Source organism: Brevibacillus borstelensis (genome assembly GCF_036700025.1).
Taxonomy (GTDB): Bacteria; Bacillota; Bacilli; order Brevibacillales; family Brevibacillaceae; genus Brevibacillus; species Brevibacillus borstelensis.
The window spans coordinates 4524904-4548660 of record NZ_CP144922.1 but is presented as its reverse complement, the minus strand read 5'-3'; the positions used below and the strand labels follow the sequence as shown (position 1 = coordinate 4548660).

General features: G+C 45.9%; 21 protein-coding genes and 1 pseudogene. 11 read left to right on the top strand and 11 right to left on the bottom strand.

The window, feature by feature from the left end; genetic code table 11:
• Positions 1 to 101: 101 nt before the first annotated feature.
• Positions 102 to 1322: an IS256 family transposase gene (locus V5G20_RS21805; protein WP_025845625.1), complete on the top strand. Its 1221-nt coding sequence runs from the start codon at positions 102 to 104 to the stop codon at positions 1320 to 1322.
• On the opposite strand, the gene V5G20_RS21800 is transcribed toward V5G20_RS21805, so the two are convergent.
• Together V5G20_RS21800 and V5G20_RS21795 are read right to left on the bottom strand one after the other, a co-directional pair.
• On the bottom strand, positions 1314 to 1658 hold the full coding sequence (locus V5G20_RS21800) for a hypothetical protein (protein WP_338462188.1): 345 nt from the start codon (positions 1656 to 1658) through the stop codon (positions 1314 to 1316). The two genes, V5G20_RS21805 and V5G20_RS21800, sit on opposite strands and share 9 nt — an antisense overlap.
• Positions 1658 to 2545, bottom strand: a complete 888-nt coding sequence (locus tag V5G20_RS21795; RefSeq protein ID WP_342405836.1) for a Mu transposase domain-containing protein — start codon at positions 2543 to 2545, stop codon at positions 1658 to 1660. The genes V5G20_RS21800 and V5G20_RS21795 overlap by 1 nt, the downstream gene beginning before the upstream one ends.
• 271 nt (positions 2546 to 2816) lie before the next feature.
• Between V5G20_RS21795 and istA (V5G20_RS21790) the strand changes: the two genes are divergently transcribed.
• Both istA (V5G20_RS21790) and istB (V5G20_RS21785) read left to right on the top strand, forming a co-directional pair.
• On the top strand, positions 2817 to 4319 hold the full coding sequence (istA, locus tag V5G20_RS21790) for an IS21 family transposase (protein WP_122906950.1): 1503 nt from the start codon (positions 2817 to 2819) through the stop codon (positions 4317 to 4319).
• The gene (gene istB / locus V5G20_RS21785) at positions 4316 to 5044 is read left to right on the top strand and encodes an IS21-like element helper ATPase IstB (protein WP_122906949.1); all 729 of its coding nucleotides are present in this window, start codon (positions 4316 to 4318) and stop codon (positions 5042 to 5044) included. Before istA (V5G20_RS21790) ends, istB (V5G20_RS21785) begins: the two co-directional genes overlap by 4 nt.
• A gap of 76 nt (positions 5045 to 5120) precedes the next feature.
• Here the strand turns inward: istB (V5G20_RS21785) and V5G20_RS21780 are convergent.
• Positions 5121 to 5624, bottom strand: a pseudogene (locus tag V5G20_RS21780) (IS21 family transposase); the annotation flags it as partial.
• Between the two features lie 732 nt (positions 5625 to 6356).
• Here V5G20_RS21780 and istA (V5G20_RS21775) point away from each other — a divergent pair.
• Positions 6357 to 7865 (top strand): IS21 family transposase, encoded by a 1509-nt coding sequence (istA, locus tag V5G20_RS21775; RefSeq protein WP_024985261.1) that lies wholly within the window; start codon positions 6357 to 6359, stop codon positions 7863 to 7865.
• Positions 7862 to 8605, top strand: coding sequence for an IS21-like element helper ATPase IstB (gene istB / locus V5G20_RS21770; RefSeq protein WP_227278642.1), 744 nt, complete (start codon positions 7862 to 7864; stop codon positions 8603 to 8605). The genes istA (V5G20_RS21775) and istB (V5G20_RS21770) overlap by 4 nt, the downstream gene beginning before the upstream one ends.
• Positions 8606 to 9058: 453 nt before the next feature.
• Here istB (V5G20_RS21770) and V5G20_RS21765 read toward each other — a convergent pair whose 3' ends face one another.
• On the bottom strand, positions 9059 to 9196 hold the full coding sequence (locus V5G20_RS21765; protein ID WP_221175479.1) for a hypothetical protein: 138 nt from the start codon (positions 9194 to 9196) through the stop codon (positions 9059 to 9061).
• A gap of 35 nt (positions 9197 to 9231) precedes the next feature.
• Positions 9232 to 9579, bottom strand: a complete 348-nt coding sequence (locus V5G20_RS21760; protein ID WP_338143132.1) for a sigma-70 family RNA polymerase sigma factor — start codon at positions 9577 to 9579, stop codon at positions 9232 to 9234.
• 560 nt (positions 9580 to 10139) lie between these two features.
• Between V5G20_RS21760 and V5G20_RS21755 the strand changes: the two genes are divergently transcribed.
• Complete coding sequence (locus tag V5G20_RS21755; RefSeq protein ID WP_024983511.1) at positions 10140 to 11333, top strand: hypothetical protein; 1194 nt, start codon at positions 10140 to 10142, stop codon at positions 11331 to 11333.
• 258 nt (positions 11334 to 11591) lie between these two features.
• On the opposite strand, the gene istB (V5G20_RS21750) is transcribed toward V5G20_RS21755, so the two are convergent.
• Together istB (V5G20_RS21750) and V5G20_RS21745 are read right to left on the bottom strand one after the other, a co-directional pair.
• A complete protein-coding gene (gene istB, locus V5G20_RS21750; RefSeq protein WP_172921002.1) occupies positions 11592 to 12317 on the bottom strand; it encodes an IS21-like element helper ATPase IstB in 726 nt (241 codons plus the stop codon).
• Position 12318: 1 nt separating this feature from the next.
• A complete protein-coding gene (locus V5G20_RS21745) occupies positions 12319 to 12573 on the bottom strand; it encodes a hypothetical protein (protein WP_338462180.1) in 255 nt (84 codons plus the stop codon).
• Between the two features lie 149 nt (positions 12574 to 12722).
• Here V5G20_RS21745 and V5G20_RS21740 point away from each other — a divergent pair, with 149 nt between their 5' ends.
• Entirely contained in the window at positions 12723 to 13055 is a 333-nt protein-coding gene (locus V5G20_RS21740) for a transposase (protein ID WP_025848869.1), read from the top strand.
• Complete coding sequence (locus V5G20_RS21735) at positions 13046 to 13975, top strand: IS3 family transposase (RefSeq protein WP_283858068.1); 930 nt, start codon at positions 13046 to 13048, stop codon at positions 13973 to 13975. The genes V5G20_RS21740 and V5G20_RS21735 overlap by 10 nt, the downstream gene beginning before the upstream one ends.
• Positions 13976 to 14159: 184 nt before the next feature.
• Here the strand turns inward: V5G20_RS21735 and istA (V5G20_RS21730) are convergent, their stop codons facing one another.
• From istA (V5G20_RS21730) to V5G20_RS21715, 4 genes are all read right to left on the bottom strand, one after another.
• Positions 14160 to 15335 (bottom strand): IS21 family transposase, encoded by a 1176-nt coding sequence (istA, locus tag V5G20_RS21730; protein ID WP_338462178.1) that lies wholly within the window; start codon positions 15333 to 15335, stop codon positions 14160 to 14162.
• A gap of 321 nt (positions 15336 to 15656) precedes the next feature.
• On the bottom strand, positions 15657 to 16385 hold the full coding sequence (istB, locus tag V5G20_RS21725; RefSeq protein ID WP_023555238.1) for an IS21-like element helper ATPase IstB: 729 nt from the start codon (positions 16383 to 16385) through the stop codon (positions 15657 to 15659).
• Positions 16382 to 17887, bottom strand: coding sequence for an IS21 family transposase (gene istA / locus V5G20_RS21720; protein WP_023555239.1), 1506 nt, complete (start codon positions 17885 to 17887; stop codon positions 16382 to 16384). Before istA (V5G20_RS21720) ends, istB (V5G20_RS21725) begins: the two co-directional genes overlap by 4 nt.
• A gap of 173 nt (positions 17888 to 18060) precedes the next feature.
• On the bottom strand, positions 18061 to 19056 hold the full coding sequence (locus tag V5G20_RS21715; protein ID WP_024983510.1) for a hypothetical protein: 996 nt from the start codon (positions 19054 to 19056) through the stop codon (positions 18061 to 18063).
• Positions 19057 to 19304: 248 nt separating this feature from the next.
• Between V5G20_RS21715 and V5G20_RS21710 the strand changes: the two genes are divergently transcribed.
• From V5G20_RS21710 to V5G20_RS21700, 3 genes are all read left to right on the top strand, one after another.
• The gene (locus V5G20_RS21710) at positions 19305 to 20729 is read left to right on the top strand and encodes a SpoVR family protein (protein WP_003388171.1); all 1425 of its coding nucleotides are present in this window, start codon (positions 19305 to 19307) and stop codon (positions 20727 to 20729) included.
• 313 nt (positions 20730 to 21042) lie between these two features.
• Positions 21043 to 21426, top strand: coding sequence for a BlaI/MecI/CopY family transcriptional regulator (locus V5G20_RS21705; protein WP_003388170.1), 384 nt, complete (start codon positions 21043 to 21045; stop codon positions 21424 to 21426).
• Between the two features lie 45 nt (positions 21427 to 21471).
• On the top strand, positions 21472 to 23625 hold the full coding sequence (locus V5G20_RS21700; RefSeq protein ID WP_171506513.1) for a M56 family metallopeptidase: 2154 nt from the start codon (positions 21472 to 21474) through the stop codon (positions 23623 to 23625).
• The last annotated feature ends 132 nt before the right edge of the window (positions 23626 to 23757 follow it).

The following is a 23757-nucleotide window of genomic DNA, read 5'->3' as shown; positions in this document are numbered from 1 at the left end:
AGATAAAATATTATCTTCGCGGACGGGACTGTAAAATATTCTGTGTAAACTCTCAAAACCTATTACAATAAGAGAAAGGTTGGTTTGAGAGGATGACACCTATGGCGAGATTTAGTAAGGAACAAGTGAAGGCGTTTGTGAAGGAAAACAACCTCAAGACGATGGACGATGTGCAGTCGGCACTGAAGGAACTGTTTGCAGAAACGCTGCAGTCGATGCTAGAGGCGGAGCTTGACACGGAACTCGGCTATGAAAAGCACGATGTGAAGCGAAAGAAAACAACAAACAGCCGTAACGGGAAGACAAAGAAGACGGTGACAAGCGAATACGGCGAGGTGGAGATCGCGGTGCCACGTGACCGTAATGGCGAATTTGAGCCCGTTATCGTGAAAAAGCATCAGTCTACCGTTACCGGCATTGAGGACCAAATTATCGCCATGTATGCCAAAGGTGTCAGCACACGGGATATTCAGGACCATCTGAACCATCTGTATGGAATTGACGTTTCTCCTACCATGATCTCCAATGTGACGAATAAGATCGTGCCACTCATCAAAGAATGGCAGAACCGACCGCTACAAAGCATCTATGCGGTTGTATTTATGGACGCCATTCACTACAAAGTCAAGCAAGACGGTGCTATTGTGAACAAAGCGGCTTATATGGTCATTGGCATTGATTTGGACGGCAACAAGGACGTATTAGGCATGTGGATTGGAGAGAATGAATCCTCAAAGTTCTGGCTGAGCGTACTGAACGACTTACGGAACCGTGGGGTTCAGGACATTCTCATCACCTGCGTGGATAACCTAACGGGCTTCTCTCAGGCCATCTCTGCCTGCTATCCGAATACGGAGATCCAAAAGTGCATCATTCATCAAATCCGCAACTCGACCCGTTATGTTTCTTACAAGGATCTTAAGAAAGTGACGGCGGATTTAAAGCCAATCTACAAAGCGGCAACAGAAGAGGCTGCCTTACTGGAATTGGATCGTTTTGAGGAAACATGGGGTAACAAATATCCCCTCATCGTTCGCTCTTGGCGTACCAACTGGGACGAGCTAGCTACTTTTTTCAAGTATCCACCAGAGATTCGTAAATTGATCTATACGACCAATATGATTGAGAGTTACCATCGGCAACTCCGAAAGGTGACGAAGGGCAAGAGCATTTTCCCCACCGATGAAGCCCTGCTCAAAATGCTCTATTTGGCTACCATGGACGTCACCAGGAAGTGGACTGGACGAGTGCAGAACTGGGGGCAAATGCTCCTCCAGCTCTCCGTTTTCTTCCCGGATCGGATCGGCCAATACTTACGCTAGTTTTTTATTCCAAAAGGGTTTACACAAAATACTGGACAGACCCCCATAAAAGATCAGATTTTCTTTCTCCTCTATAAATCCACCATGAAGGATATGATCCTGCGTGAGACCTTGTCCCATCTGAATATGACCCCATTCAAATGGCTTTCCTGTTACTCTTGGCAAGGAAGATTGTTTAAAGAGCAGATTGATTTTCCGTACTTCTCGTTGTTGTATCTCGTTTTCTAGTATTTTGAGTAAGTACTCTTCATTTGTAGTAGCTTCAACCTCATGGAAATGTTGCCGAACCCAACTCAACTTGAGACGCTTTGAATATTCTTTTATCAATGCATCCACTAGTGATGACCTCCCGTTCCCTTAAAAAATTCATTGTAATGGGCTAATCCTCTAGTGGCTGTTGGAACGGCAGGAACAAAACCTTTCGGTTGGATGGTATCCCTTTGTCCACGGCCATTCATGAGTTGATAATAGATCTGCTTAATAGAATCAACGGCTGGGTGACCATTCTCAGAGGCAAGCTGCAAAGCTTGCGTGGGTATTTTCATATCATCGTTTTTTAAAATGACGGATAGTAGCTGGAGAGCTTCTTGCTTCTCTGGGACCGTGCAATTCGAGAGATAGACTTGCCATTCGATTGGCAATTGTTCATAAAAACTTGTGTATTTAATAGCAGTTGGCCGTTTTGCCATCAATATCAAATATGGCTGCCAAATCACTGATTTTGGCTCTTTGCCATACAGCCTGGGATGCTGTACGATCAGCTCATATTCTTCAGTTAAAATATCGACTCGGTCAAATGAGATCTTTGCCAAAACCATACATTTGGCAAAACGGGGAGACGTTGAGTAGAGTTTATTTTCGACTCGGATATATCCGTATTTATCCGCTTTTACTCGTTCATATCGGATACAATCAAACTCTTTGGCAGGTAATTGAAGAAGGTGTTCCTTGTCTGCCAAATATAGTTCGGAAAGCATGGTTTCTTTCACATAATGAGGTCTCTCCCGATCTTTCTCGGCTTTTTTCCAAAGGGTTTCGTTTAGCTGATCAAGATTGTGTATCTGCAACTCAGGAAGCAGGAAGTTGTTGCGAACGTACTTGACCATCGCCTCTACGTGCCCTTTTTCATTGCCACTACCGGGATTGCAAAACTCGTATTCAAAGTCATAATGAAAAACGAAGTTTTGAAATTCCTCCGTCAGTTCACGCTGACCATTTGGCATGATCTTTTTCACCGCTGGTGATAAATTATCAAATCGAATGACCTTTGGAACTCCACCTATATAGTGAAAGATACGCTTTAATCCCTCCAGAAAGCATTCTCGATTCTGAGACTGGTGTATATCGCATAATAAAAGTACAGAAAATCGCAGCGTAAAAATGCAGAGCTAGCCTGCGTTTTACAAGGCGGAAAAATAAATAGGCACTTGCCAACATCACTCTATTAAGTCTACCTTGGTCTTTGTCCAGAAGAACCAGGGAGATGTGAGAGGAATGTTGAAAGTGCCACAGCAACAGTATATCAAATTTTTGTACGAGAATGAGGATTATTCAATCTCGGAGATTGCGAGAGCCATGGGAGTCAATTGGAGGACAGCCAAGAAATACGCCACAAAGGACGATTGGAATGAACCCGTTTGTCGGCGCAAGAGACGATATCCCGTTCTCGGTCCGTATCTTGACATCATTGATACTTGGTTAACGGAGGAGCAGGCGTTGCCCCGCAAACAGCGTTATACCGCGAAGCGAATCTTTGATCGTCTGCGTGATGAATACAGGTTTGAGGGCGGACGACGCACTGTTGAAGAATATGTAGCCAAACGCCGAAAAGAACTCAAGCTGGAACGTGCCGAAAGCTATGAACGACTCGAACACCCCGGCGGCGAGGCACAGGTTGATTTTGGTACAGCCTATGTTGGGCAACCAGGTCAACTCGTGGAGCGCAAAGTGCTGATTATGTCCTTCCCGTTTAGCAATGCGGCCTTCGCCTTTCCGGTTCGAAAGGAGAACACAGAGTGTTTTCTGGAGGCAATGAAGCGCATCTTTGAACGGATGGGAGGCGTTCCGAGGAAAATCTGGTTCGACAACTTGTCGGCGGCGGTGGTCTCGATTGGCCGTGATGGAAAGCGGTCATGCACCGATCAGTTCCTGCGGTTTGCTACCCACTACCGGTTCGACCCAGAATTCTGTAATCCCTATCGTGGTCACGAAAAGGGGCATGTGGAGAACAAGGTGGGGTACAGTCGGCGTAATTGGCTCGTACCACCACCGATTTGCGAAACGGATGCTGACCTTGAGACATACTTGGCCCAGGCAGCAGAGGCAGACATGGATCGTCCACACTATGCCAAGAAAGAGCGTATCGTCGACTTGTGGGAGCAAGAACGGAAGAAGCTTTTGGCTATGCCAACCGTTGCGTTTGAGGTTTTCAGGCTTGAACCGGCCCGCTTGAACAAATATAGGGAACTCCGGTTTGAAACAACCACATATCCACTACCGCAGTGCCGTGCGCTAGATCCCGTATTGCTCAAGGTGAAATGGGACGAGATCGAGGTTTTGTCGGGCGACGGAGAGTACCGACACCTGGGGACGTTGCCTCGCCCGTACACGGAAAAGGCAATCCCGATTGAGTGGACAGATGTGTTTGAGGGTTACCTGAGAAAGCCAAGGATGGTGATGTACTCCGATCTGGCGAGGTTCATGCCTGCTTCCGTCCGCAGATTCGTGCAAGTGGAGGATATCGATCTGAGGAAATCTCGTGTGGCTCTGATTCGTCGATTGTTAGATACACACCAGATGTCCGACATGGGTGCTGCACTCGATACACTGGCTGGGCATTTCGATCCTGACACAGTCCTTGAGCATGCGCTATATGCGATGAAACATCCTGAGTTTCACCCTAAGCCGTTTGCGGAGGCTCATACACCGATGGAGATTCACGGGCACACACCGGACCTCAGGCAATATGACGCCATTCTGGGGGTGAGCAGAGCATGAAACACGAATTGGTTACTGCATGCAAGAACCTCCACTTGGGGTATGTGATGGAAGCGTACGAGGCGATTGCGTTCAATGACCGCTCGCAATACCTGCTTGAAGTCCTCCAAGTGGAACTGCGGGGCCGAGAGATATCCAGGATTCGCAGACTCATGAAGAAAGCCCGGTTTCCACAGATGAAGACACTAGAGGATTATGATTTCGGAGCAGTCACCTTCCCAGCGCATTGCAGTCGTGAGCTCCTAACGGATCTGGCATTTCTCGAGCGGAAAGAGAACGTGATGATGCTGGGCAAAGTGGGAACAGGCAAGACCCACCTGGCAACGGCACTAGGCGTGGAGGCTTGCCGACGAGGGTACGAGGTACGATTCTTTCGGGTGCATGACCTTGTGGCCGCGTTACAGGACAAGTACCAATCCGGGACGCTTAGCCGTTTTCAGCGGGAGTTGCAGAAGGCTGAGTTACTCATCCTCGACGAAATGGGGTTTGTGCCCTTTCACAAAGACGGAGCTGAACTACTGTTTAACGTCATCTCCGAATGCTATGAGCAAAGGAGTGTGATTGTCACCTCTAACCTTGAGTTTGGCCAGTGGAACACGGTGTTTGGAGATGCCAGACTGACAGCAGCGCTCGTGGACCGACTCGTTCACCACGCACACGTCCTGGCTTTCACCGGCGAGAGCTACCGGCTACGAAATGCGCTATCCGGAGTGAGATCGTCATAATCTTCAGCGTTGGCCGTGCCTATGCACAAATCCGCAGCGATTCTCTGTATTTTTGACTTGCGAAAAACAACTGGAAAACTTGAAAGTAGAACGTGTTGCTATAAGGAAACGAGAGAACGAGGAATGGCAAGGTAACACTTTCTCCCTGATATTTGAATGGTGCTTCTCCAAAATCAACTTGAGCTGATCCAGGTCTCGTTTCCAATGGCAATGCCGCAGCATCACTTGTCTCCGCTAACTGGTGCTTACGTTGGGAAACATATTGTCTGACAGAGCGAGATGATCCTGTAAATTGGTATTCCTCCACTAATTGCGTGAACAAGCGTTGTGCTGTTCTTCGGAACTTCTTTTTCTTGTTCAAGTCCTCTTTGATCCATTGATCAAGAATAGGTTTAACGGGCTCCATGACTCTAGCTTTTCGAATTTGCTTGGGCTTTTCTTGTAGATTGAAATCATCCATTTCTGCATACTTCTGAACCGTCCTTGAATCACGATTCATTTGTTTGGCAATCTTGCTATAAGCTCGCCCTTTTTTGTTTGCCTCATGCCTGATATAATTAATTTCTGCCACTGCTAACATCTCCTAACTTTATACCTCCCGTCGTCTGTAATGCCCAACAGGAGTGTATTTTGATAAGGGGATGTTGGCAAGTGGTTTTTTAATTTATGCAGCCCCTACGGGTCTGCATAAATTAACTGCCATAACCTACATTTTTAGTCTGCCATAAACAGGTAGAGGCTCATCTCAAATGCTCTACATTGATGACGGACATCTTACTGGAAATGGACGGGTTGCGTCAATTAGGTCTGTCAAGATTTTCGAGTAAACTCAATCAACCTAAATATATGAAAAGGTTTCATCCCCCTAATAATTTTCTGATTTTTCTCTTCCAATTAGGGTCATAGGTTCGCTTTACCTACGCCTTTGACTCGATTGGTTCTAAGGGAGAACTTCTAATTAGGGAATGAAACCTTATATACTGGTATGTTTGATTTTACATAAATTTATTTACAGACCCTGAATCTTCGACCATTTTCCACGGAATGATATTCCTTCCCCCTGTTCAGAAGATAGAATCTGAAGTTGTAGTAAACAGATGATAAAATTCAAAATGAATGTTTATTGTTTATTTTACAATGCTTATCAAAGTAAACTGTACGATAGCTCAAAGTGTACTTCGAGAACTATTTGTGAATGCTAATCTAATAATTGACCACCTAGTGGTACATTGCTCATAAAAAAGTTGACCACCTGAGCACCTCTTTCCTGTATCTTGAAGTTGTCGGACCACAAGATATAGGAGGAAAGGAAATGCTTCAGATGGCTAATTACGAGTTTATCAGGAAACAACACATTCTGCTAGGAAAGTCGATTCGCCAAATTTCTCGAGAGACCGGCTATTCCCGTCAAGTGATACGAAAGGCTTTGAAATCCTCTGAGATTCCTGTGTATCAGCTTTCAAAACCGAAGCCAAAGCCAGTCATTGATTCTGTCAAGCCCATCATCTTGGAGTGGCTGCATCAAGATGAACAAGCTCCCCCGAAGCAGCGTCATACTGCCAAACGCATTTACCAGAGACTCGTTGACGAACATGGATTCACCGGCGGTGAATCTACTGTACGACGCTACGTCAGAGAGTTGCGGGTTTCTCCCCCTAAAGCATTTGTCCCTCTCGATTTCCCGCCAGGGCGCTTTGCTCAATTTGACTGGGGTGAGGTTACGGTTCATTTACAAGGGAAACAAGTAAAGGTTCAAGTCTTTTGTATGCGTTGCACATACAGCAGAAAGATTTTTATCAAAACATTTGCTCATCAGAAGCAAGAGGCTCTTCTCCAAGGTCATGTAGATGCTTTTGAATTTTTCGGTGCTGTTCCCCAAGTCATCACATACGACAACCTGACAACAGCCGTTAAGAAGGTATTGGAGGGTAAAAATCGCGAGGAACAAGAGCGATTTACTCAGCTACGTGCCCACTACCTGTTTGAAAGCTATTTCTGTGATCCCGGAAAAGGGCATCAAAAAGGCCAGGTGGAAAACCTCGTACAGTTTGCTCAGAGGCAATTTTTTACCCCTGTACCCAGTGTTTCTTCTCTGGAGGAGCTCAATCAAATCCTCCTCGAAAAATGTATCTCTTACGAGAATACAACCGTTCCAAGGTCTTCACTAACGGTTGGAGAAGCATTTGCTCAAGAGTTGCCTATCATGCTTCCATTGCCTCCACGGCCATTGGATTGTTTCCGTGTTGTACCCGTGAAAAGCAATACGCTATCCATGATCCACATTGAGAAAAATGCCTATTCCGTCCCCGTTTCCTATGCATCGACCCAGCTTACTTGCCGAGTGTTTGCTGAAAAAGTTGAGGTGTATCACGGAAAAAGCCTGATTGCGACGCATGAGCGGTGTTTGGAAAAGGGAAAGGAGATTTTGCAATACGATCATTATCTGGATTTACTTCTTATTCGTCCAGGAGCAGTTCTTTATGCTAGACCATTGCATCAGGCAGGATTACCCGCCATTTACCAAAAGTTCTTGGACAAGTGCCGCAACCGACCAGGAGGGATGAAGGAGTTCGTTCGACTCTTGCTTTTGCACCGTGAATTCGATACTTCTCTTGTCGAAGAAGCACTGGAGGAGGCCTGCCAAAAAGGGATGTTCCAATATGATGCCGTAAGGCAATTATTGTTTCAGCGAACATTGCCGGAACACCGTCTACCCCAACTCTCGTTGGTGGAGGATAGCTCTGTTCCACGTATTCAGGTAAAGGCCCCAGATCTTAGCCAGTACAATCGTTTGTTACAGAAAAGGAGTGTGGTTCATTGAGTACGAGTTTCTTGCTTGAAACCTATGCGAAACGCCTTCGCTTACCTGCGATTAAACGTGTCTATAAGGAAATTGCCCATGATGCTGCTGAACGGCAAATTCCCTACGAGGAGTTCCTCTTAGCCCTACTAGAGCAAGAAGTTCAGCAAAGGGATGCTAACCAAATCGCCAGTCGCATCAAGCATGCCAAATTCCCTTCTATGAAAACGATCGATCAATTTGAATTCTCAGCCATTCCGTCTCTCAACAAGCCCAAATTGCTTCAACTGGCTCGCTGTGAGTACATCGAAAAGACAGAGAACATCATGTTTATCGGAAACTCTGGCACTGGCAAAACTCATCTCTCCATTGCACTCGGGAAGGAAGCTTGCCATCATGGCTATTCCGTCCAGTTTTGGACTGCCGCTAAAATATGCAATGAGCTTATGGAAGCTCAGTCCCAAAAGCGAATTCTCCAGCTAGAGAGGCAATGGTTGAAAACAGATTTGATTATTTTGGATGAAGTCGGGTTTGTCCCTCTCAGTCGGACCGGGGCGGAGTTATTATTCCAATTTTGTGCGGCCCGCTATGAGAAAGGAAGCATGATCATTACCAGTAATCTGGAATTTACGGAATGGACACAGATTTTCAAAGATGAGCAAATGACGTCAGCCCTGGTTGATCGGCTTACCCATCGTGCCCACATCTTTGCAATGAATGGGGACAGTTATCGCTTTAAACAGAGCATTCAAAGATCGTGATCATGAAAAAGTTACCCACCCGACGGGTGGATTGATTTTTGCCATGGTGGTCAATTTTTTGATGAGCACTGTGGTCAACATTTTGGTTGACATTCACAACTATTTAATCTTTTGTTTTATTCGTCTTAATAAAATTACTTGACCACTAAATAAGAATACTAGAACGGCACATGAGCCAATTAACACAACCTCCGCCATTTGGCAGTACACCTCTCATTTCCTATAATTAACATAGATTTAAGAGAAGAAACCCTGATTGTATTGTTTCTACATTCACAAACTACGATGGAAATTGATCTTCGTCTTCACTATTTTCCTTCTTTTCTTTATTTGTTTTTAAGTGTAAGTCAAGAATATTTTTTACTCTAACTTGCAAGTCCACATGGTTACATGTGACTACTAGAACTAAAAAGCAGACGATAACGGCGAGCACATTTATCAAATCAGATGGTATCATAGTTGAATTTCTCCCTGGCGGATGGCTTCAATCATAGCGGCTTTCATTTCTTGAATAGATTCTTCTCTAGGTAATTTAATAAAGTTTGCAAGGTATTCCATATCAGGGAGTAGAAAGTCAATAACTTCCATCATAGCTTGGTTATCACCTGCCATTGCAAGTTTAAAAGTCATGTAAAAGGAGTCATTTTTTCTTTGAGTATTCGAAGGTATTTGTTTTTGCATTTGTTCACTCCTTGTCTCGAGATTTTTAATTTTTTTGCTACTTCTTCTTCTGTTTGTCCGTCGATGACAATACTACAAATGATAAAACGAGCTTTTTCTGGTATTTGAGAGAGTACTTCTTCGATATAGAGCTTTGAGACGGTATGAGAAGTGATATCTTCACCATATATTTCATCTATCATGCGAGTGTGGCGGTATACATTTCTTTTAGCAGAATATTGCAAGCGCCAAGCGACACGTTTTAAAAAATTTCGACATTCTTTTTTTATGATTTCATCTCTCAACAGTCTCACCTTCTTACCTTTTAAAATAAGCTGATGGAAATGTGGAAATGGCCAAGGGGGAGGAATATAGCCCTAGTCTAAGACTATCTATTAACAAGGAAATCCAATTGTTTAAATTGCAACCTTATTCCTAGGAAAACATAGGTTATTTTTTATTAATTTATATTAGATGTCGAAATTTGTAAAAATCACGAATGCTTACATAACGTAATTCGACAAATAAATTATTGATAAGTGTCTAACATGAGGTAAAAAAGGGAGGCGAATTATCATGATTGAACGTATGTATGAACATACCCAGCATGTTCCTAGGAATGTATTTTGAAAGGGTCGTTTAGTTTGCTGATCGTGGACGGATGGCGGATATTACCAGGGGTTATTCTGTATATTTCATTATAAAGGAGGTGGAAGTGATACTTTTTCAGGAGGACGATGGGATGAAATCTAAGTATTAGTTAGTAGGATGGGAATTTGTAGAAAAAAATAATTGTAAAAAAGCAACTTATTGATTCATTTTGCGTTTAATAATTAAGGAGGTAATTACCTATAGAGGAAAAAGGAGGAGGAACATGAGCTTCAAGCGAATTGTAGGGTGTCTGAGCATTCTCGTCTTACTCATGTGGAGTGTGACTGACAGTTCGTGCAGCTTTGCTTCAGAACATCCTGAACCTGTTATTGAGCATATGGTAACATTGGTAAAAAGTCCTGAGAAAATACTCGTTAGAGAAAGTTGGTATCATACACAAAGTAAGAATGAGCGCCATGACGAATTCGAATATTCCTTTGCTGACAGTGAAGAAATTGGGATGGGACGGACAATCGTAAAAGAGCAAGGGAAACAGATTTATAGGATTAGTAAAAAACAGGATAAAGTTACTGAGGATACCGGAACGGGACCGTATTATACAACAATATCTCCGGGCAAAACTTTGTTCCAATCCACGACAGATGCCTATCGGACAACGGATTGGACTTCGGCTGGTACTGTACAAATCGACGGGGAACGGGTGGAAAAAATGATAAGAGAAGTACGGGACCCAGTGGCCTCTTATACGGAAATTGTTTATTTGAAACAAACGACCGGCTTGCCTGTTGTTAAAGAGTATTACAAGGGTAGAGACTTAAAAAAACCGCTGATTGCGGAGGCGTTCTTTTTTGAAAAGGTAGACGATCCAGCAGGTGCCTTATTCACGATTCCGGATCCCCAAAAGCATAAACAAATTATCAAACATGTGACACAGATAACAAAAAGTTCAAATATTATTTCCTTTTCAAAAAGCTGGCAACATCCACAAAATGGCGATGAGCGGTATGAATTTTTTAATTATGACTTTTCATTCAAAGAGGGTGTAAGTCAGCAATGGATCGTAAATAAACAAGGAACGAAGTTTTTTCATAAGAGAAAGGAAGGAGGAGAAGTTACTGTAAATACGGAGAGGAAGCCAGGGAATTTTATTCCTGCAGGACTATCTTTGTTTCAAAATCAAGGCGGGAGGGAATGGGAATTTGTAGGAACTGTAAATTATAACAGGAAGATGACACAAGTGTACAAGCAAGTAGATACTGAACCAAAAGGCACTACCACGATATTCGCTTACGTTGATCGAAAAACAGGCCTTCCGATGAAGGAAGAGATATTTTGGACATATTGGGACGAAGAATATTATGCTATTCCTAAAAAAGAACCCCAATCTACTAGCATTTATTTTTTTGAGAACGTCCAAGATCCAACCGGAACGTTGTTCAGTATCCCTAAAAAATAAAAGACTGTGTATAAAATAATAACTGTACTTTGTACCTACGTAGATTTAATAAAAGGTTTCATCCCCGAAGGATGGTTCTCTCCCGAACATTAGTCGCAAGCCGCTTTAATTAGCGTCTGTGACTATATTGTGTCAAGGGAAGATATTCCGCTAAGGGGATGAAACCTTGTTAGATTTAAGCTACTTGGTGTGTTTTGCAAGTAGAAAATGCTCAGCTTTGCAGCCAAAATTGCCTAAGCACTTGCCAGCCGTTTGAAACTACAAAGGAATCCTATCCATTGCCTGTTTGAAGCGGAAACTCTCACCTGTGAATGAGAGGATATGAGCGTGGTGTACCAGACGATCAACGAGCGCCGACGTGAGCTTCGTGTCTCCAAACACCGATGTCCATTGGCCAAACTCCAGGTTAGATGTAACGATCACACTCTGTTGCTCATAGCAATCCGCAATCACGTTAAACAATAACTCAGAACCGGTTTGGCTGAACGGCACGTAGCCGACTTCATCGAGAATAAGTAAATCTATCTTTTTCAATTTCTCGCGAAATCGGCTGAGTGTTCCCGCCACAAATTTTTCCTGAAGTACAGAAACCAAATCGGAAGCCCGGTAGAACTGTACCGCCTTGCCCCGGCGGCAAGCCTCCACGCCCAGTGCCGTTGCCATATGGGTTTTCCCTGTGCCGACGGCACCCATTAAGAGTAAATTTTCTTTGCGTTCGAGCCAATCCAATTCCTGGAGCAGCTCCGGACTACTGCCACTAGGGAAAGAGATATGGTCATACACATACCCCTCGAAAGTCTTAATATGCGGGAACCCCGCCTGCTGAACAAGCTTACCTAACTTGGCACGGCGGCGGCCGTCCAGTTCCGCAACAAGGATTTGCTCCACAATGCTACGAATCTGCTCATTCTGTTGAACGGATACGTAGTCCACGACATGCGCCAATCGGAGTTGTCGGCACAAATCTCCCAATGCCGTCGGCATCTCAGCTCACCCCCACAAGTTGATCATAGCGTTGGAGAGAACCTTCTACGCGAGTTCCCGGAGGGGACAACGTCTCCTCCCACGTGACAGGGAGGTCACGACTGCCATATTTTACGCCTAGCACGGCCGTGATGCGCGTAATCGGTGTGTCTTGGCCTAGTAGAGCAATTACCTCTTGAATCTGTTCGATGGTGTAAATATCACACCAGTGCGACATTGCCTGAAGACGATCTTTTCGCTCTGTTAGATCCTTCACGGTTACATACCCTTGCAAGATCTCCGGTAGCATACGGAGAAACTGCGAGTGCGTTACACTACGTGGTTTCTTTTAAGCCCCAAAATTGGATTTGAGTCATACCCCCTTATCTTGTTAAGCTGATATCAGAAGAACAGGGGGATATTTTTATGCAACGGAGACGCTATTCAATCGAGTTCAAACAACAATTGATCCAGGAAGCCCACGAAGTAGGAAACGCTAGCCAAGTAGCCAGACGGCATGGGATAGACCCTAAAATGCTGTATCGATGGATACGTGACTCCAAACACGCAGATTGGCAGAATACGTCTTCCGAAGCTAAAGCTGTAACAAGCTATACACCAAGTCCAGGAGAGTTTCGGGAACTGGAAACGGAGAATGATAAACTGAAGAAATTACTGGGAGAAAAGGACTTGGAAATCGCGATCCTTCGTGATCTTGTAAAAAAGGTGAACCCAGCTTATCGGACAAAATGGAAATAGCCGACAAGTGGATACAGCTGGGGTACACAGCCAAACTAGTGCTACGTATTGTCGGCATCCTGGAAGCAACCTACTATTACCGAAAAAACAAAGCCTCCCAAAAACCTCGCGTTTATCACGGAGGAAGACCTATACCCGGTTATTCGTTGTCAAAAGACGGACAACCTGTCAGTGACGAACAAATCAAAGAATGGCTATCCGAGTTGATTGCCGATGAAGAATCTGCTTATGGATATCGAAAGCTTACCGTCTGCCTACGGCGAGACCACCAACTGGTCATCAACAAGAAAAAGGTTTACCGCTTGCTGAAAGAAGAAGAACTCCTGCAACCACAACGACAAAAGAAAAGGAAACATCCTCGAAAGTTGGCAAACAACCGAGAGATTACCGCTCCGAATCAATTGTGGGAGATAGACGTAAAATACGGATTTATCGTAGGAGAACAGCGTTTCTTTTTCCTGATGAGTCTCATTGATGTCTATGATCGAGCGATCGTGGACTACCATTTCGGACTGACCTGCGAAGGAAAACATGCTGCTCAGATTCTCCAACGTGCTTTGTGGAAACGGCAGCAATTCAATTGTGATGATCGCCCTGTTATCCGTACGGATAACGGTCCACAGTTTATTAGCCATGCCTTTGAAGAAGCCTGTCAGCATTTCCAAACGGTGCATGAGCGAATTCCTCCAAAGACACCCAATAAAAACGCTCACATTGAGTCATTTCACAGTGTTTTGGAGAAAGAATGTTTGCAGCGGAATGAATTTCAGAGCTATCAAGAAGCCTATGAAATCGTGACAAACTATCTGCTCTTTTATAATCAGCGACGGATTCATGGAAGCTTGTACGATTTATCACCTGTAGAATTTGGTAAAGCCTTTGCCTTGCAACTCATTACACCATTTGTTGTGAAAGTGTAGTATGGCAAAGGATTGCAGAATGATCCCTACTTCAACCTAGCTGACAAGCAGGAAGGAAAACGTCTGGGGTCAAGTGATCTCCTTGACGCTAGGCGTTTTCCTTCCTAGACTCCTAGGTGGTTGAAGGAGGGAAGAAGCATATGAAAATGCGAGAATAAGGGAGAAAGACTCAAATTTTAAGGGGTTAAACCGGTTTTTTCAGCCATCCAGCGCATACTTGTGACCACGGAATGTCTACATTTCGTCCCGTATAAGGTCTGGGTACTTCCCGAATTAGCTGGTGTTGGCCGTTTAGAATGACAAGGCGATCCCAAAACGTTTGGATCAGTACCTCACTGCCTGGCGTTGCCATCCCCAGCAACGGAACCGTCAATTCATCCTTCCGAATCTCTCCATACTTATTCACCACTGCAGCACCCAAGCGAAAAGCCTCAAATCCATGCTCCGGCAAGGTAAGCAATTTACGGCGATCATCCTCCCATAGATCTGCGATGCAACGATTTAGGGCATAATGCTGACGACCACGATCACGGCTAGCTTGCTCGGCGAAGTAGGCAACTAACTGTTCATGGCTTTCATAGATGGGAATCGGCACTGCCCAATTGCGCTTGGAGTACCCGCATTTGTTCTCCACGTGCCCCTTCTCATGACCACTGTATGGGTTGCAAAAGACAGCTTCAAACCGGTAGTGAGCGCAGAATCGCTGGAAGCCATCCGTTAATTGCCGTTCGCCCTGCTTCTCGATATGAACGACGGCAGCGGAGAGATTGTCAAACCAGATTCGCTGAGGAACACCTCCCATTTGTTCAAAGCACAGCTTCATCGCCTCCAAAAAGCATTCCTGATTCTCCGCTGGTGTCGGATAGACGAAAGCGGCATTGCTGTACGGAAAAGACATTACCAGCAGTTTGTATGTGACCAATCGATGATCTCGGCATACCTCAATGGTTGTAAAGTCCACTTGTGCCTCACCCGGTGGATGTTCAAGCCGTTCGTACGTTTTGGCACGGTCCAGTTCCATTTCACTTTTTCGTCTCTGCACATAGGCCAATACTGTACGTTGTCCACCTGTAAACTGATGCTCATCGCGCAAACGTTGGAAAATGCGCACACCTGTGTGTCGCTGCTTACGGGGGACCAAACGGTCCTCCTCTAACCAGGTATCGACGATCTCCATAAATGGACCCATGACAGGACTTCTGCCCTTTCGTTTTGTCATCGAGGCATTCCAATCGGTTTTATCGGCATATTTTTTGGCAGTCCGCCAGTGAACACCTACGCGTCCTGCAATCTCGTTTACCGAGCATCCTTCTACTTCGCGTAAAAACCTGATATAGTGTTGTTGAGGCATTTTCAGCATCCTTTCCATTCTCCTTCGCTAAGTTGTCCCAAACCTAACGGTAGGAGGAATTATTGATGCTGACAAGTGCCTTTTTTGTATTTGTTTTGAGCATTTTTACGCTGCAATATTAGGCATTTCTATTGTGCAATAAACAACTTGGTTTTATGAGATGTTTTCGAGATATTATTAGATACCATATATAAGCCACGAATGTCTTCGTTTTCGCCAAATATTTGGAGGCGGTATCTTAAATAGTGGATTAGTGTATTTTGCAACTCAAAAATGCAGAGTTTGGCGGCCAATTTATGCAGAACACTGCCAACATCAATACAAAAGAATTTAGGAAGACTTCATGCTGGATAGAGCATGGCGCAGTCGGTAGCTTTCTCCGGTAAACGCCAGAATATGGGCGTGGTGGACGAGGCGATCCACAAGGGCTGCCGTCAATCGCGTATCTCCAAACACCGTATTCCACTGCCCAAACTCCAAATTCGACGTCACAATCACACTGTTTCTCTCATAGCAGGCCGAGATAACATGAAACAACAGCTCAGCCCCCGTTTGGTGAAAGGGAACAAACCCAACCTCGTCCAAAATCAACAACTCACAGTCTGCCAGTTCTTTTTGAAACCGCATCAGTGCCCCATTCGCGTGTTTTTCCTGCAAGAGCGCAACCAGATCGGGAACACGGAAGAATCGAACGGCATATCCCCTTCGGCACGCCTCTACGCCAAGCGCTGTTGCCAGATGGGTCTTCCCCGTGCCCACTTTTCCCAGCATCAGCACATTTTCCTTGCGCTCCAAAAAACGTAGGTCGATCAATCCCTCCTTTGTACATGTTTCCGGTAAGGTGACTGCCTCAAAAGCGTAATCTTCCAGTGTCTTCAGTTGGGGAAACGCGGCTTTCTTTATCAGTCGCTTCAGCTTTGTCTCCTCCCGCCGTTGAATCTCCATCCGCAAGACTCCCAGCAAGAAGCTCTCCCGATCTTCAAACGGCACCTGTTCATAGGTTTCCATCACATGCGCCAAATGCAAAGTTTTGCACACCTTTGCCAGCTCTTCTCTCATTCCACCCTCACCCCCAGGATCCGGTCGTACTCATCCAGTATGGGTATCTGCCCGTGAAGGGCAGGGGGTGTATGCGACTCTGAAAACGGTTCCGGGCGGAAAACAGGGTGTTTTATCGCGTAAAGGGCATGCTCCAAGGCAACAGCCAGATGCTCTTGCTGATGCGACAATTCTCCCAGTACTTGCCCGATTTCCTTCAACGTATAGGTGTCGAGCAATCGATGGAGCAGGCGAATTCGTGCTTTTCGTGCATTCATGTCTTCCACCGTCAAAAACGTTTGGAGCGCCTGAGGCATCATATTGGTAAAGGAAGAATACATCACCGCCCGCGGGCGTTTTTCATATCTCTTCAATACCGCCTTCCAATCTACTGGAATGACTTTCTCCGTATAGGGACGAGGCAATGTCACAATCGGGGTGTATGTCCCGTCTGCCGTTAACACCTCCAGCACATCCCACTTGACTTTCACCAAAACCGGCTGCATGGCCCGACACTGCGGCAACGGGAAGAGAGCCGCGTCAAACGACAGCTCAGCGTATTTGTTCAGGTGGCACGTCTCCAGCCGGAAAATCTCCAGCGGTGTCGTCGGCAGCGTCAGCAGCTTGCATTTTTCTTGCTTCCACAACTCGGCAATGGTTTGCTTTTTCACATAGTGAGGGCGCTGCATATCCGCACGGGCAGCTTCCGCCAAATACGTCTCCAGTTGTTCCGGCGTATCGATAACCGGTGGCGGAACACACCAGTTCCGGCGTCCATACCCCACTTTGTTTTCCACATGGCCTTTCTCATGGCCGCTGTATGGATTGCAAAACAGGGGCTCAAAGCGGTAATGGGCGCAGAAACGCCGAAACGCTTCCGTACACTCTCGTTTTCCGCCTTGCTGGATGGACACAACAGCAGCGGACAAGTTGTCAAACCAAATCTTGCGAGGAACCCCTCCCATTTGCTGAAATAGCCGCCCTAAGGCCTCCAGAAAGCATTCCGTGTTTTCTTTCGGAACCGGGAACACAAAGGCGGCATTGCTGTACGGAAACGACAGGGTCAATACTTTCCGCTCCACCAGTTCTCCCGACTTGACCACGTACACCGTCCCAAAGTCAGCCTGGGCTTCCCCGCCTGGATGCTCCAAACGCTCAAAATGTTCGGCTCGTTCGGCTGCCATGGCTTTCTTCCGTTTGGAGACATATTCGGATACCGTTCGCTGCCCGCCAGGGAAGCCGTACTCATCCCGTAACCGCTGAAACATGCGGACGGCTGTATGGCGTTGCTTGCGTGGAAGACGCTCATCATCCTCCAGCCATGTGTCAATAATCTCTAAGTACGGTCCCAACACCGGATGGCGGCCTTTTCGCTTGCATACCGGTTCATTCCAATCGTCGCGATCCGCATATTTCTTGGCGGTTCGCCAATTCACCTGGACACGTTCCGCAATTTCCTGAATCGAACACCCTTCGACTTCCCGCAAAAATCGGATATACTGTTGTTGTGGCACTTTCAACATTCCTCTCACTCCCTCAGATTCTAGCCAAATCCAAGGGTAGATTTTGTAGGGGGATGTTGGCAAGTGCCTTTTTCATGGCCTCAGAATTGCGGTGGAACTCTGCAGTTTTCCGCCGCAATTCTCTGCACTTTTATCCTGCCATAAACAATTAGAGATTATTATCCAACAACGTTTTACCAATCTTTTCTTTTATCATAGAAATCTTTTATTTTTTTTATTAGACTATCGCCGTTTGATTTTTCAGAGAGAACACTTGAAAGTTGACCTGCATAAAAAGTAATAGGTGTACGCGAGTCAGGGTGGAGGAGTCTACTGAAACGTCGTTCACAATAATCGTAACGTTCAGCGTATGCGCTGTTAGAAAAATATTTATCGTTAATCTCCATTACGACTCCAATATCTGCGGTAGCATTAGCTTTTCTTCCACCAGCTACAGGATCACCATCCAGATCAACAATTTCGCCATCTTGATCCAAATATTCATTTGTAACTGAATCTAGAACAGCATTCACGTTTTCCTTTTCTGATGGTTGGAAGTAGTAGGAAGGCTGGATCAAGATGTAGTCGAAAATATTGGTTCTATTAGCGACAACACCCAGATTATGAATAATCTTTAGTTTGTTTTCATTAAATCCATAGTAAGGGCACCACATAAACTCATTTCCATAATGGTCATCTAAATCGCGAATATAGTACGATATGTCATTCATTAATCTGACGCTAGAATTGGACGTTGGTGAAGTTTCACTAATTTTTTCATAAACTGGATGTACAGTTTCCATCGAGTAATAAAAACCCCTAACGTCTTCCCAACGACCAATTGATTCAAGACTTTCTCGTACACCATCAATATAATTTCTGTAGTACTTGTACAGATGCCTTTCATAGTTGATCGTCCCATGTGTGGCCTCATAATGAGGTAGACCGACCCACACCCAAGGCTGAAAATCGGATTTTGCATATTCCCGGAAAAATGATTCTACTCCGTTAATGCAGAAATCAACGATACTGTTATTATGTCTGGTATCATCGTACCTAAACTTGTCACTTCCTAATCCCACTTCTAAAGTAATCGCATTCAAGCCGGTACCCTCGAGTTTATCAAGGTCTCTTGCACGAATGGGATCATACTGCCTGCCGATATATACTAGCAAATTTCGCATCGCCATTTAATTTTCCCCCTAGTTTTAAAGGTTTAAAAACGACTGTTAGGACCGGTCTTTCCTGTCGCTTCAACTAGCAAGGAAAAAATGACAACGAAAAAGCAACTACAACTCTAAATAATAATTTCGAAGCCTATTCTTTTCGTAAAACAACGAACGAATTACCCACACAAAAATTGCTCAGCAACCCTCATCTAATCCCAAGCACTCCCCATATACATAAGATAAGGACGGAAAGACTTGGGGGGACAACAATGACCAATGAAGAGCGCAAAGAACTTGAGCGTGCCATAGACGAAATTACGGAGATTGCCAAAGGCTTCGGCCTTGATTTTTACCCGATGCGGTACGAAATTTGCCCGGCGGACATCATTTACACGTTCGGCGCGTACGGGATGCCGACCCGTTTCTCGCACTGGAGCTTTGGAAAGTCCTTTTACAAAATGAAGCTGCAGTACGACCTCAACCTGAGCAAAATTTACGAGCTGGTGATCAACTCCAATCCGTGCTACGCCTTTCTTCTTGACGGCAACACCCTGATCCAAAACAAGCTGATCGTCGCCCACGTCCTGGCGCATTGCGACTTTTTCAAAAACAACGCCCGCTTCTCCAACACCAACCGGGACATGGTCGAGAGCATGGCAGCGAGCTCGGAGCGCATCCGCCAATACGAAATCGAGCACGGCAAGGAAGCGGTCGAATCCTTGCTCGATGCTTGCCTGGCCGTTCAGGAGCACATCGACCCGAGCCTCTTGCGTCCCAAGCTGAGATGGAAGCGGGAGGTAGAGGAGGCGGGGAATAAACCGGCAGCCAAAGCGGAGCGCAGCACCCCATACGACGATTTGTGGCGGCTGGACCGTGCAGAAGAGAAGACGGAGCCGGAGAAGCCGGCGCGCAAATTTCCGCCAGAACCGGAGAAAGACCTGCTGCTCTTTCTTATGGAGCATAGCCAGATTCTCGACGATTGGCAGCGTGATGTCCTGACGATCGTCCGGGATGAGATGCTCTATTTCTGGCCGCAGTTGGAGACGAAGATTATGAACGAAGGCTGGGCCTCCTACTGGCACATGCGGATTTTGCGCGAAATGGACCTGACCGAAGCGGAGACGATTGAATTTGCCAAGCTGCATTCCTCTGTCATTCAGCCTTCGCCGACGAGCATTAATCCGTATCATTTGGGGTTGAAAATTTTCGAAGACATTGAACGCCGCTGGGACAATCCGACCAAGGAGGAGCAGGAGCGTTTCGGACGGAAGCCGGGGCAGGGACGCGCCAAAATTTTTGAAGTCCGCGAGCTGGAGTCTGACATCAGCTTTATCCGCAACTACTTGACCAAGGATTTGGTCGGCAAGCTCGATCTGTACATGTTTGGCAAGCAGGGGAACGAGTGGGTCGTGACCGACAAGGCATGGGAGGATGTCCGGGATGGTCTCGCCGTTACCCGCGTCAATGGCGGCTTCCCGTATGTCATGGTCCACGACGGCGACTACCTGCGGGCTGGCGAGCTGTACCTGAAGCACCATTTTGAAGGACTGGAGCTGGATGTCAAATACGTGGAGAAGACGATTCCTTACATTTATCGCATGTGGGGGAAAAATGTCCATCTTGAAACGGTGATCGAGGATCGGCCTGTACAGTTTACGTATGACGGGAAAAAGGTGCATCGGCGGTTTTTGTAAGAGTACGGGAAGATCACAAGAACATTTTTTCACGGGAAAGCAAAAAGTGCAGACGGGGCGATCAGCCCCTTTTTTTGTTCCAGACAGAATGGACATCAGCCGCACTGCCATCCCATTGTTCTGCTCAAGCCGCAGCTACTGCTTTTTCGTTTAAAGAGAAGCACCTCGAACGCCATCTCCGCTTTTTGTTGCGCAAGCTTGTTTCATGATGCTGCTGACCTGAACAAAATGAATTTACGCTTGTAAAACTTGAAGTCGGCTGTTATATTTACATTTGTAAATAATAGTTTCCAATCGATAGGAGGTGAAGCATATGACCAACATTCCGAGAATATCCGAATCCGAGTGGGAAATCATGAAGGTGATTTGGAAGCAAAGTCCGCTCACCGCGGAGCAAATCGCAGCTCAACTGCCGGCCGAAATCGAATGGAGCGATCAGACGGTTCGCACCTTTCTGAACAGGCTAGTGAAAAAAAAGGCGATCGGATTCGAGAAGGCGGGTAGAAGCTATCTGTACTATCCGGCAGTTACCGAAAAAGAATGCGTCAAAGCGGAAAGCAAATCGTTTGTAAACAGAGTGTTTGGCGGAGCGGCAAAGCTGATGGTGACCAACTTTTTGGAAGAGGGCGATTGGTCCGAGAAGGAGATTGAGCAGCTGCAGAAGATACTTGAGGAAAAAAAGGGAGAAAAACGATAGCGACAGAAGGCGAAATGCCGGAGGCCATCGTTGAGGTACAAACACATGGAGATCCTATGCGACGTTTTTTTATGGTTTTTCGATTCCACACTAGCGGCGAGCGCAGTGGTCCTGCTGGTGATGGCCATTCAAAAATTGTTTCGGCATCGTCTGAGTCCCCGCCTTCAGCATGCGCTGTGGCTGCTCGTGTTGGTCAGACTGCTTTTGCCTGATTTGCCAAGCAGCCCGGCAAGCATATTTAATGTTGCCGCAACGATAAAAAATGCCGTTTCGATGATTCATGTGGAAGGCAGCAGCCTGTCCCATGACATTTCTCGAAACAGCGAAGAGAATAAAATACCACAAAACAATCATAGCACGGCTCTTGAAAAAAATCATGTGCAGCCTGTAGCGATCGCGCTGCAGGATGAAACGCAAGCACGTCAATTCTCGCAGGTTGGCTATCCGCTGGGAGTACAAGTCGTATCGGCGATCTGGTTTGCCGGGGCCATTGTGTTCATAGGCTATTTGTTTGCCTGCCTGTTCCGGTTGAGAAATCGACGCAAAACGCTCACGCCTGTAACAGACCCGCAGATCTTGTCTGTCATGGATGAATGTCAAAGGAAATTCGGTATAAAGAAGCCAATCCCGCTGTACACAGGGGACTATGCAAAAAGCCCGTTTATCGCCGGATTGATTCATCCGTGGATCTTCGTCCCGGAAGCGGTCGTGAAAGAGTTGGCCCCCTCCCAGCTACTACATATTTTGTCACACGAGCTGGCCCACTGCAAAAGAAAAGACATGTGGTGGAATACGCTCAGCAGCTTTGTCCTGGCGATTCACTGGATGAATCCGCTCGTGTGGATCTGTGTAAAAAGAATGAAAGCGGCCAGGGAGATCGCCTGCGATGCCTGCGTTCTGGAGGTTCTCGGAGAACAAGCAGCGACTCCTTATGGCTTGACGATGATTGAATGTTTGAAGCGGTTTGCGTCCAAATCCGCTCAGCCCCAACTGCTGTATTTTTGGGGTACGACCAACAAAAGCGAAATGACAAGGAGAATTACCATGATCAAAGCATATAAAAAGGGAACGTATAAATTGTCGGCTCTGGCGGTTGTCTGTGTAGCCGGTCTCGGTGTAGCGACATTAACAAACGCCGCCGCGCCTGCACCTGCTCCGGCAAGCAGCCCGGCAACCATTGCGGAAACGGGAAAAGAGCGCCTTCTGTTCGATTCTTCTCATCGGAGCTACGGCAGCTTGGAAAAGGCGGTAAAGGTATCGCCCACACCGTTCAAGGTGCCGGACTTGCCGGAGTTAAGCTTGGCCTATGTTACCTTGTATCTGGATGATCAAAAGCTGTCCAAAGTGGATATTGGTTTTAACAAATATGAAGGAAAGAGCCACTACTTATATGATATGGTGATTCTTCCTAGTGGAGCCGAGCATGATGATGCCTTGTTGGAAAATCAGCAATCCCCGGATATCAAGAAAGAAACGCTGAAGCTGAATGGAATGGACATTCTAAAGCTGACACGGGTATCGGACTCGCTGACCGCCTATTTTTGGGAGGACCAAGGCCTTCAATATAAGCTCAGAGAGTTTGATGTTTCTGATGAAGAAATGTTGAAAGTGATTTCCTCGATGAAATTCCCTGACCAAGACATGTTGAAGCAATATGAAAATCAGAAGGGTCAGTTCAAAACAAACGTCTATGACACAGAAGACTTGCGCTATGCGCAGGAGTTGCTCGGATTTACTCCGAAGCTTCCCATGCAATTTCTTGAAATCTTTGAAGCATCTGGAGCTTGGGCGTACTATCGAGATACGGACCGCACATCAATGGGCTTCTTCGTGGAGTTTGCAAGAACCAACAAACCTGGAAAATGGAAAAACAGCTTCTATTTTGATCAGGAAAAAGACACGAGCACGTATGAAGAGATTCAGAAGACGGGCACCTATTTTCACGAAATTATTAATGGCGAAAAAATTGGCTTGAAGACGACTCCTTTGCAAATAGAGGGGAAAAAAGTATTCCGCACAGAAAAATATAAAATAGATGGAAGGTTGAGCTCGCCGGATGAAGTTGACAATGTCAGTTATTTTTGGGTAGAGAACGATCTCGGCTACCAGGTAACCTTCCAGGAAGATCTTCCGCAGCAACAAGAAATTGTCGCTGAGTTGATCAAAGCAAAACCGGTAGATGCCAGCCAATGGAAATAAGTCTAAAGGGAATTGTGCAGATCTTTTGTGCAATTCCCTTTTTAACCGATATGTTGTTTCTCTATAGCGTAAAAACGTTTTTGGAAGATTTGTCGATAAGGAGCTGCCCAGTCAGCGCCGAAAAACGCAAAG

Bases quoted from the DNA above. Each gene is read 5' to 3' on its own strand.
- V5G20_RS21805 (WP_025845625.1), top strand. From the start codon at position 102: ATGGCGAGATTTAGTAAGGAACAAGTGAAGGCGTTTGTGAAGGAAAAC.
- V5G20_RS21795 (WP_342405836.1), bottom strand. From the start codon at position 2,545: ATGCCAAATGGTCAGCGTGAACTGACGGAGGAATTTCAAAACTTCGTT.
- istA (WP_122906950.1), top strand. From the start codon at position 2,817: ATGTTGAAAGTGCCACAGCAACAGTATATCAAATTTTTGTACGAGAAT.
- istB (WP_122906949.1), top strand. From the start codon at position 4,316: ATGAAACACGAATTGGTTACTGCATGCAAGAACCTCCACTTGGGGTAT.
- istA (WP_024985261.1), top strand. From the start codon at position 6,357: ATGCTTCAGATGGCTAATTACGAGTTTATCAGGAAACAACACATTCTG.
- V5G20_RS21765 (WP_221175479.1), bottom strand. From the start codon at position 9,196: ATGATGGAAGTTATTGACTTTCTACTCCCTGATATGGAATACCTTGCA.
- V5G20_RS21755 (WP_024983511.1), top strand. From the start codon at position 10,140: ATGAGCTTCAAGCGAATTGTAGGGTGTCTGAGCATTCTCGTCTTACTC.
- istB (WP_172921002.1), bottom strand. From the start codon at position 12,317: ATGCCGACGGCATTGGGAGATTTGTGCCGACAACTCCGATTGGCGCAT.
- V5G20_RS21740 (WP_025848869.1), top strand. From the start codon at position 12,723: ATGCAACGGAGACGCTATTCAATCGAGTTCAAACAACAATTGATCCAG.
- V5G20_RS21735 (WP_283858068.1), top strand. From the start codon at position 13,046: ATGGAAATAGCCGACAAGTGGATACAGCTGGGGTACACAGCCAAACTA.
- istA (WP_338462178.1), bottom strand. From the start codon at position 15,335: ATGCTGAAAATGCCTCAACAACACTATATCAGGTTTTTACGCGAAGTA.
- istB (WP_023555238.1), bottom strand. From the start codon at position 16,385: ATGAGAGAAGAGCTGGCAAAGGTGTGCAAAACTTTGCATTTGGCGCAT.
- istA (WP_023555239.1), bottom strand. From the start codon at position 17,887: ATGTTGAAAGTGCCACAACAACAGTATATCCGATTTTTGCGGGAAGTC.
- V5G20_RS21715 (WP_024983510.1), bottom strand. From the start codon at position 19,056: ATGGCGATGCGAAATTTGCTAGTATATATCGGCAGGCAGTATGATCCC.
- V5G20_RS21710 (WP_003388171.1), top strand. From the start codon at position 19,305: ATGACCAATGAAGAGCGCAAAGAACTTGAGCGTGCCATAGACGAAATT.
- V5G20_RS21705 (WP_003388170.1), top strand. From the start codon at position 21,043: ATGACCAACATTCCGAGAATATCCGAATCCGAGTGGGAAATCATGAAG.
- V5G20_RS21700 (WP_171506513.1), top strand. From the start codon at position 21,472: ATGGAGATCCTATGCGACGTTTTTTTATGGTTTTTCGATTCCACACTA.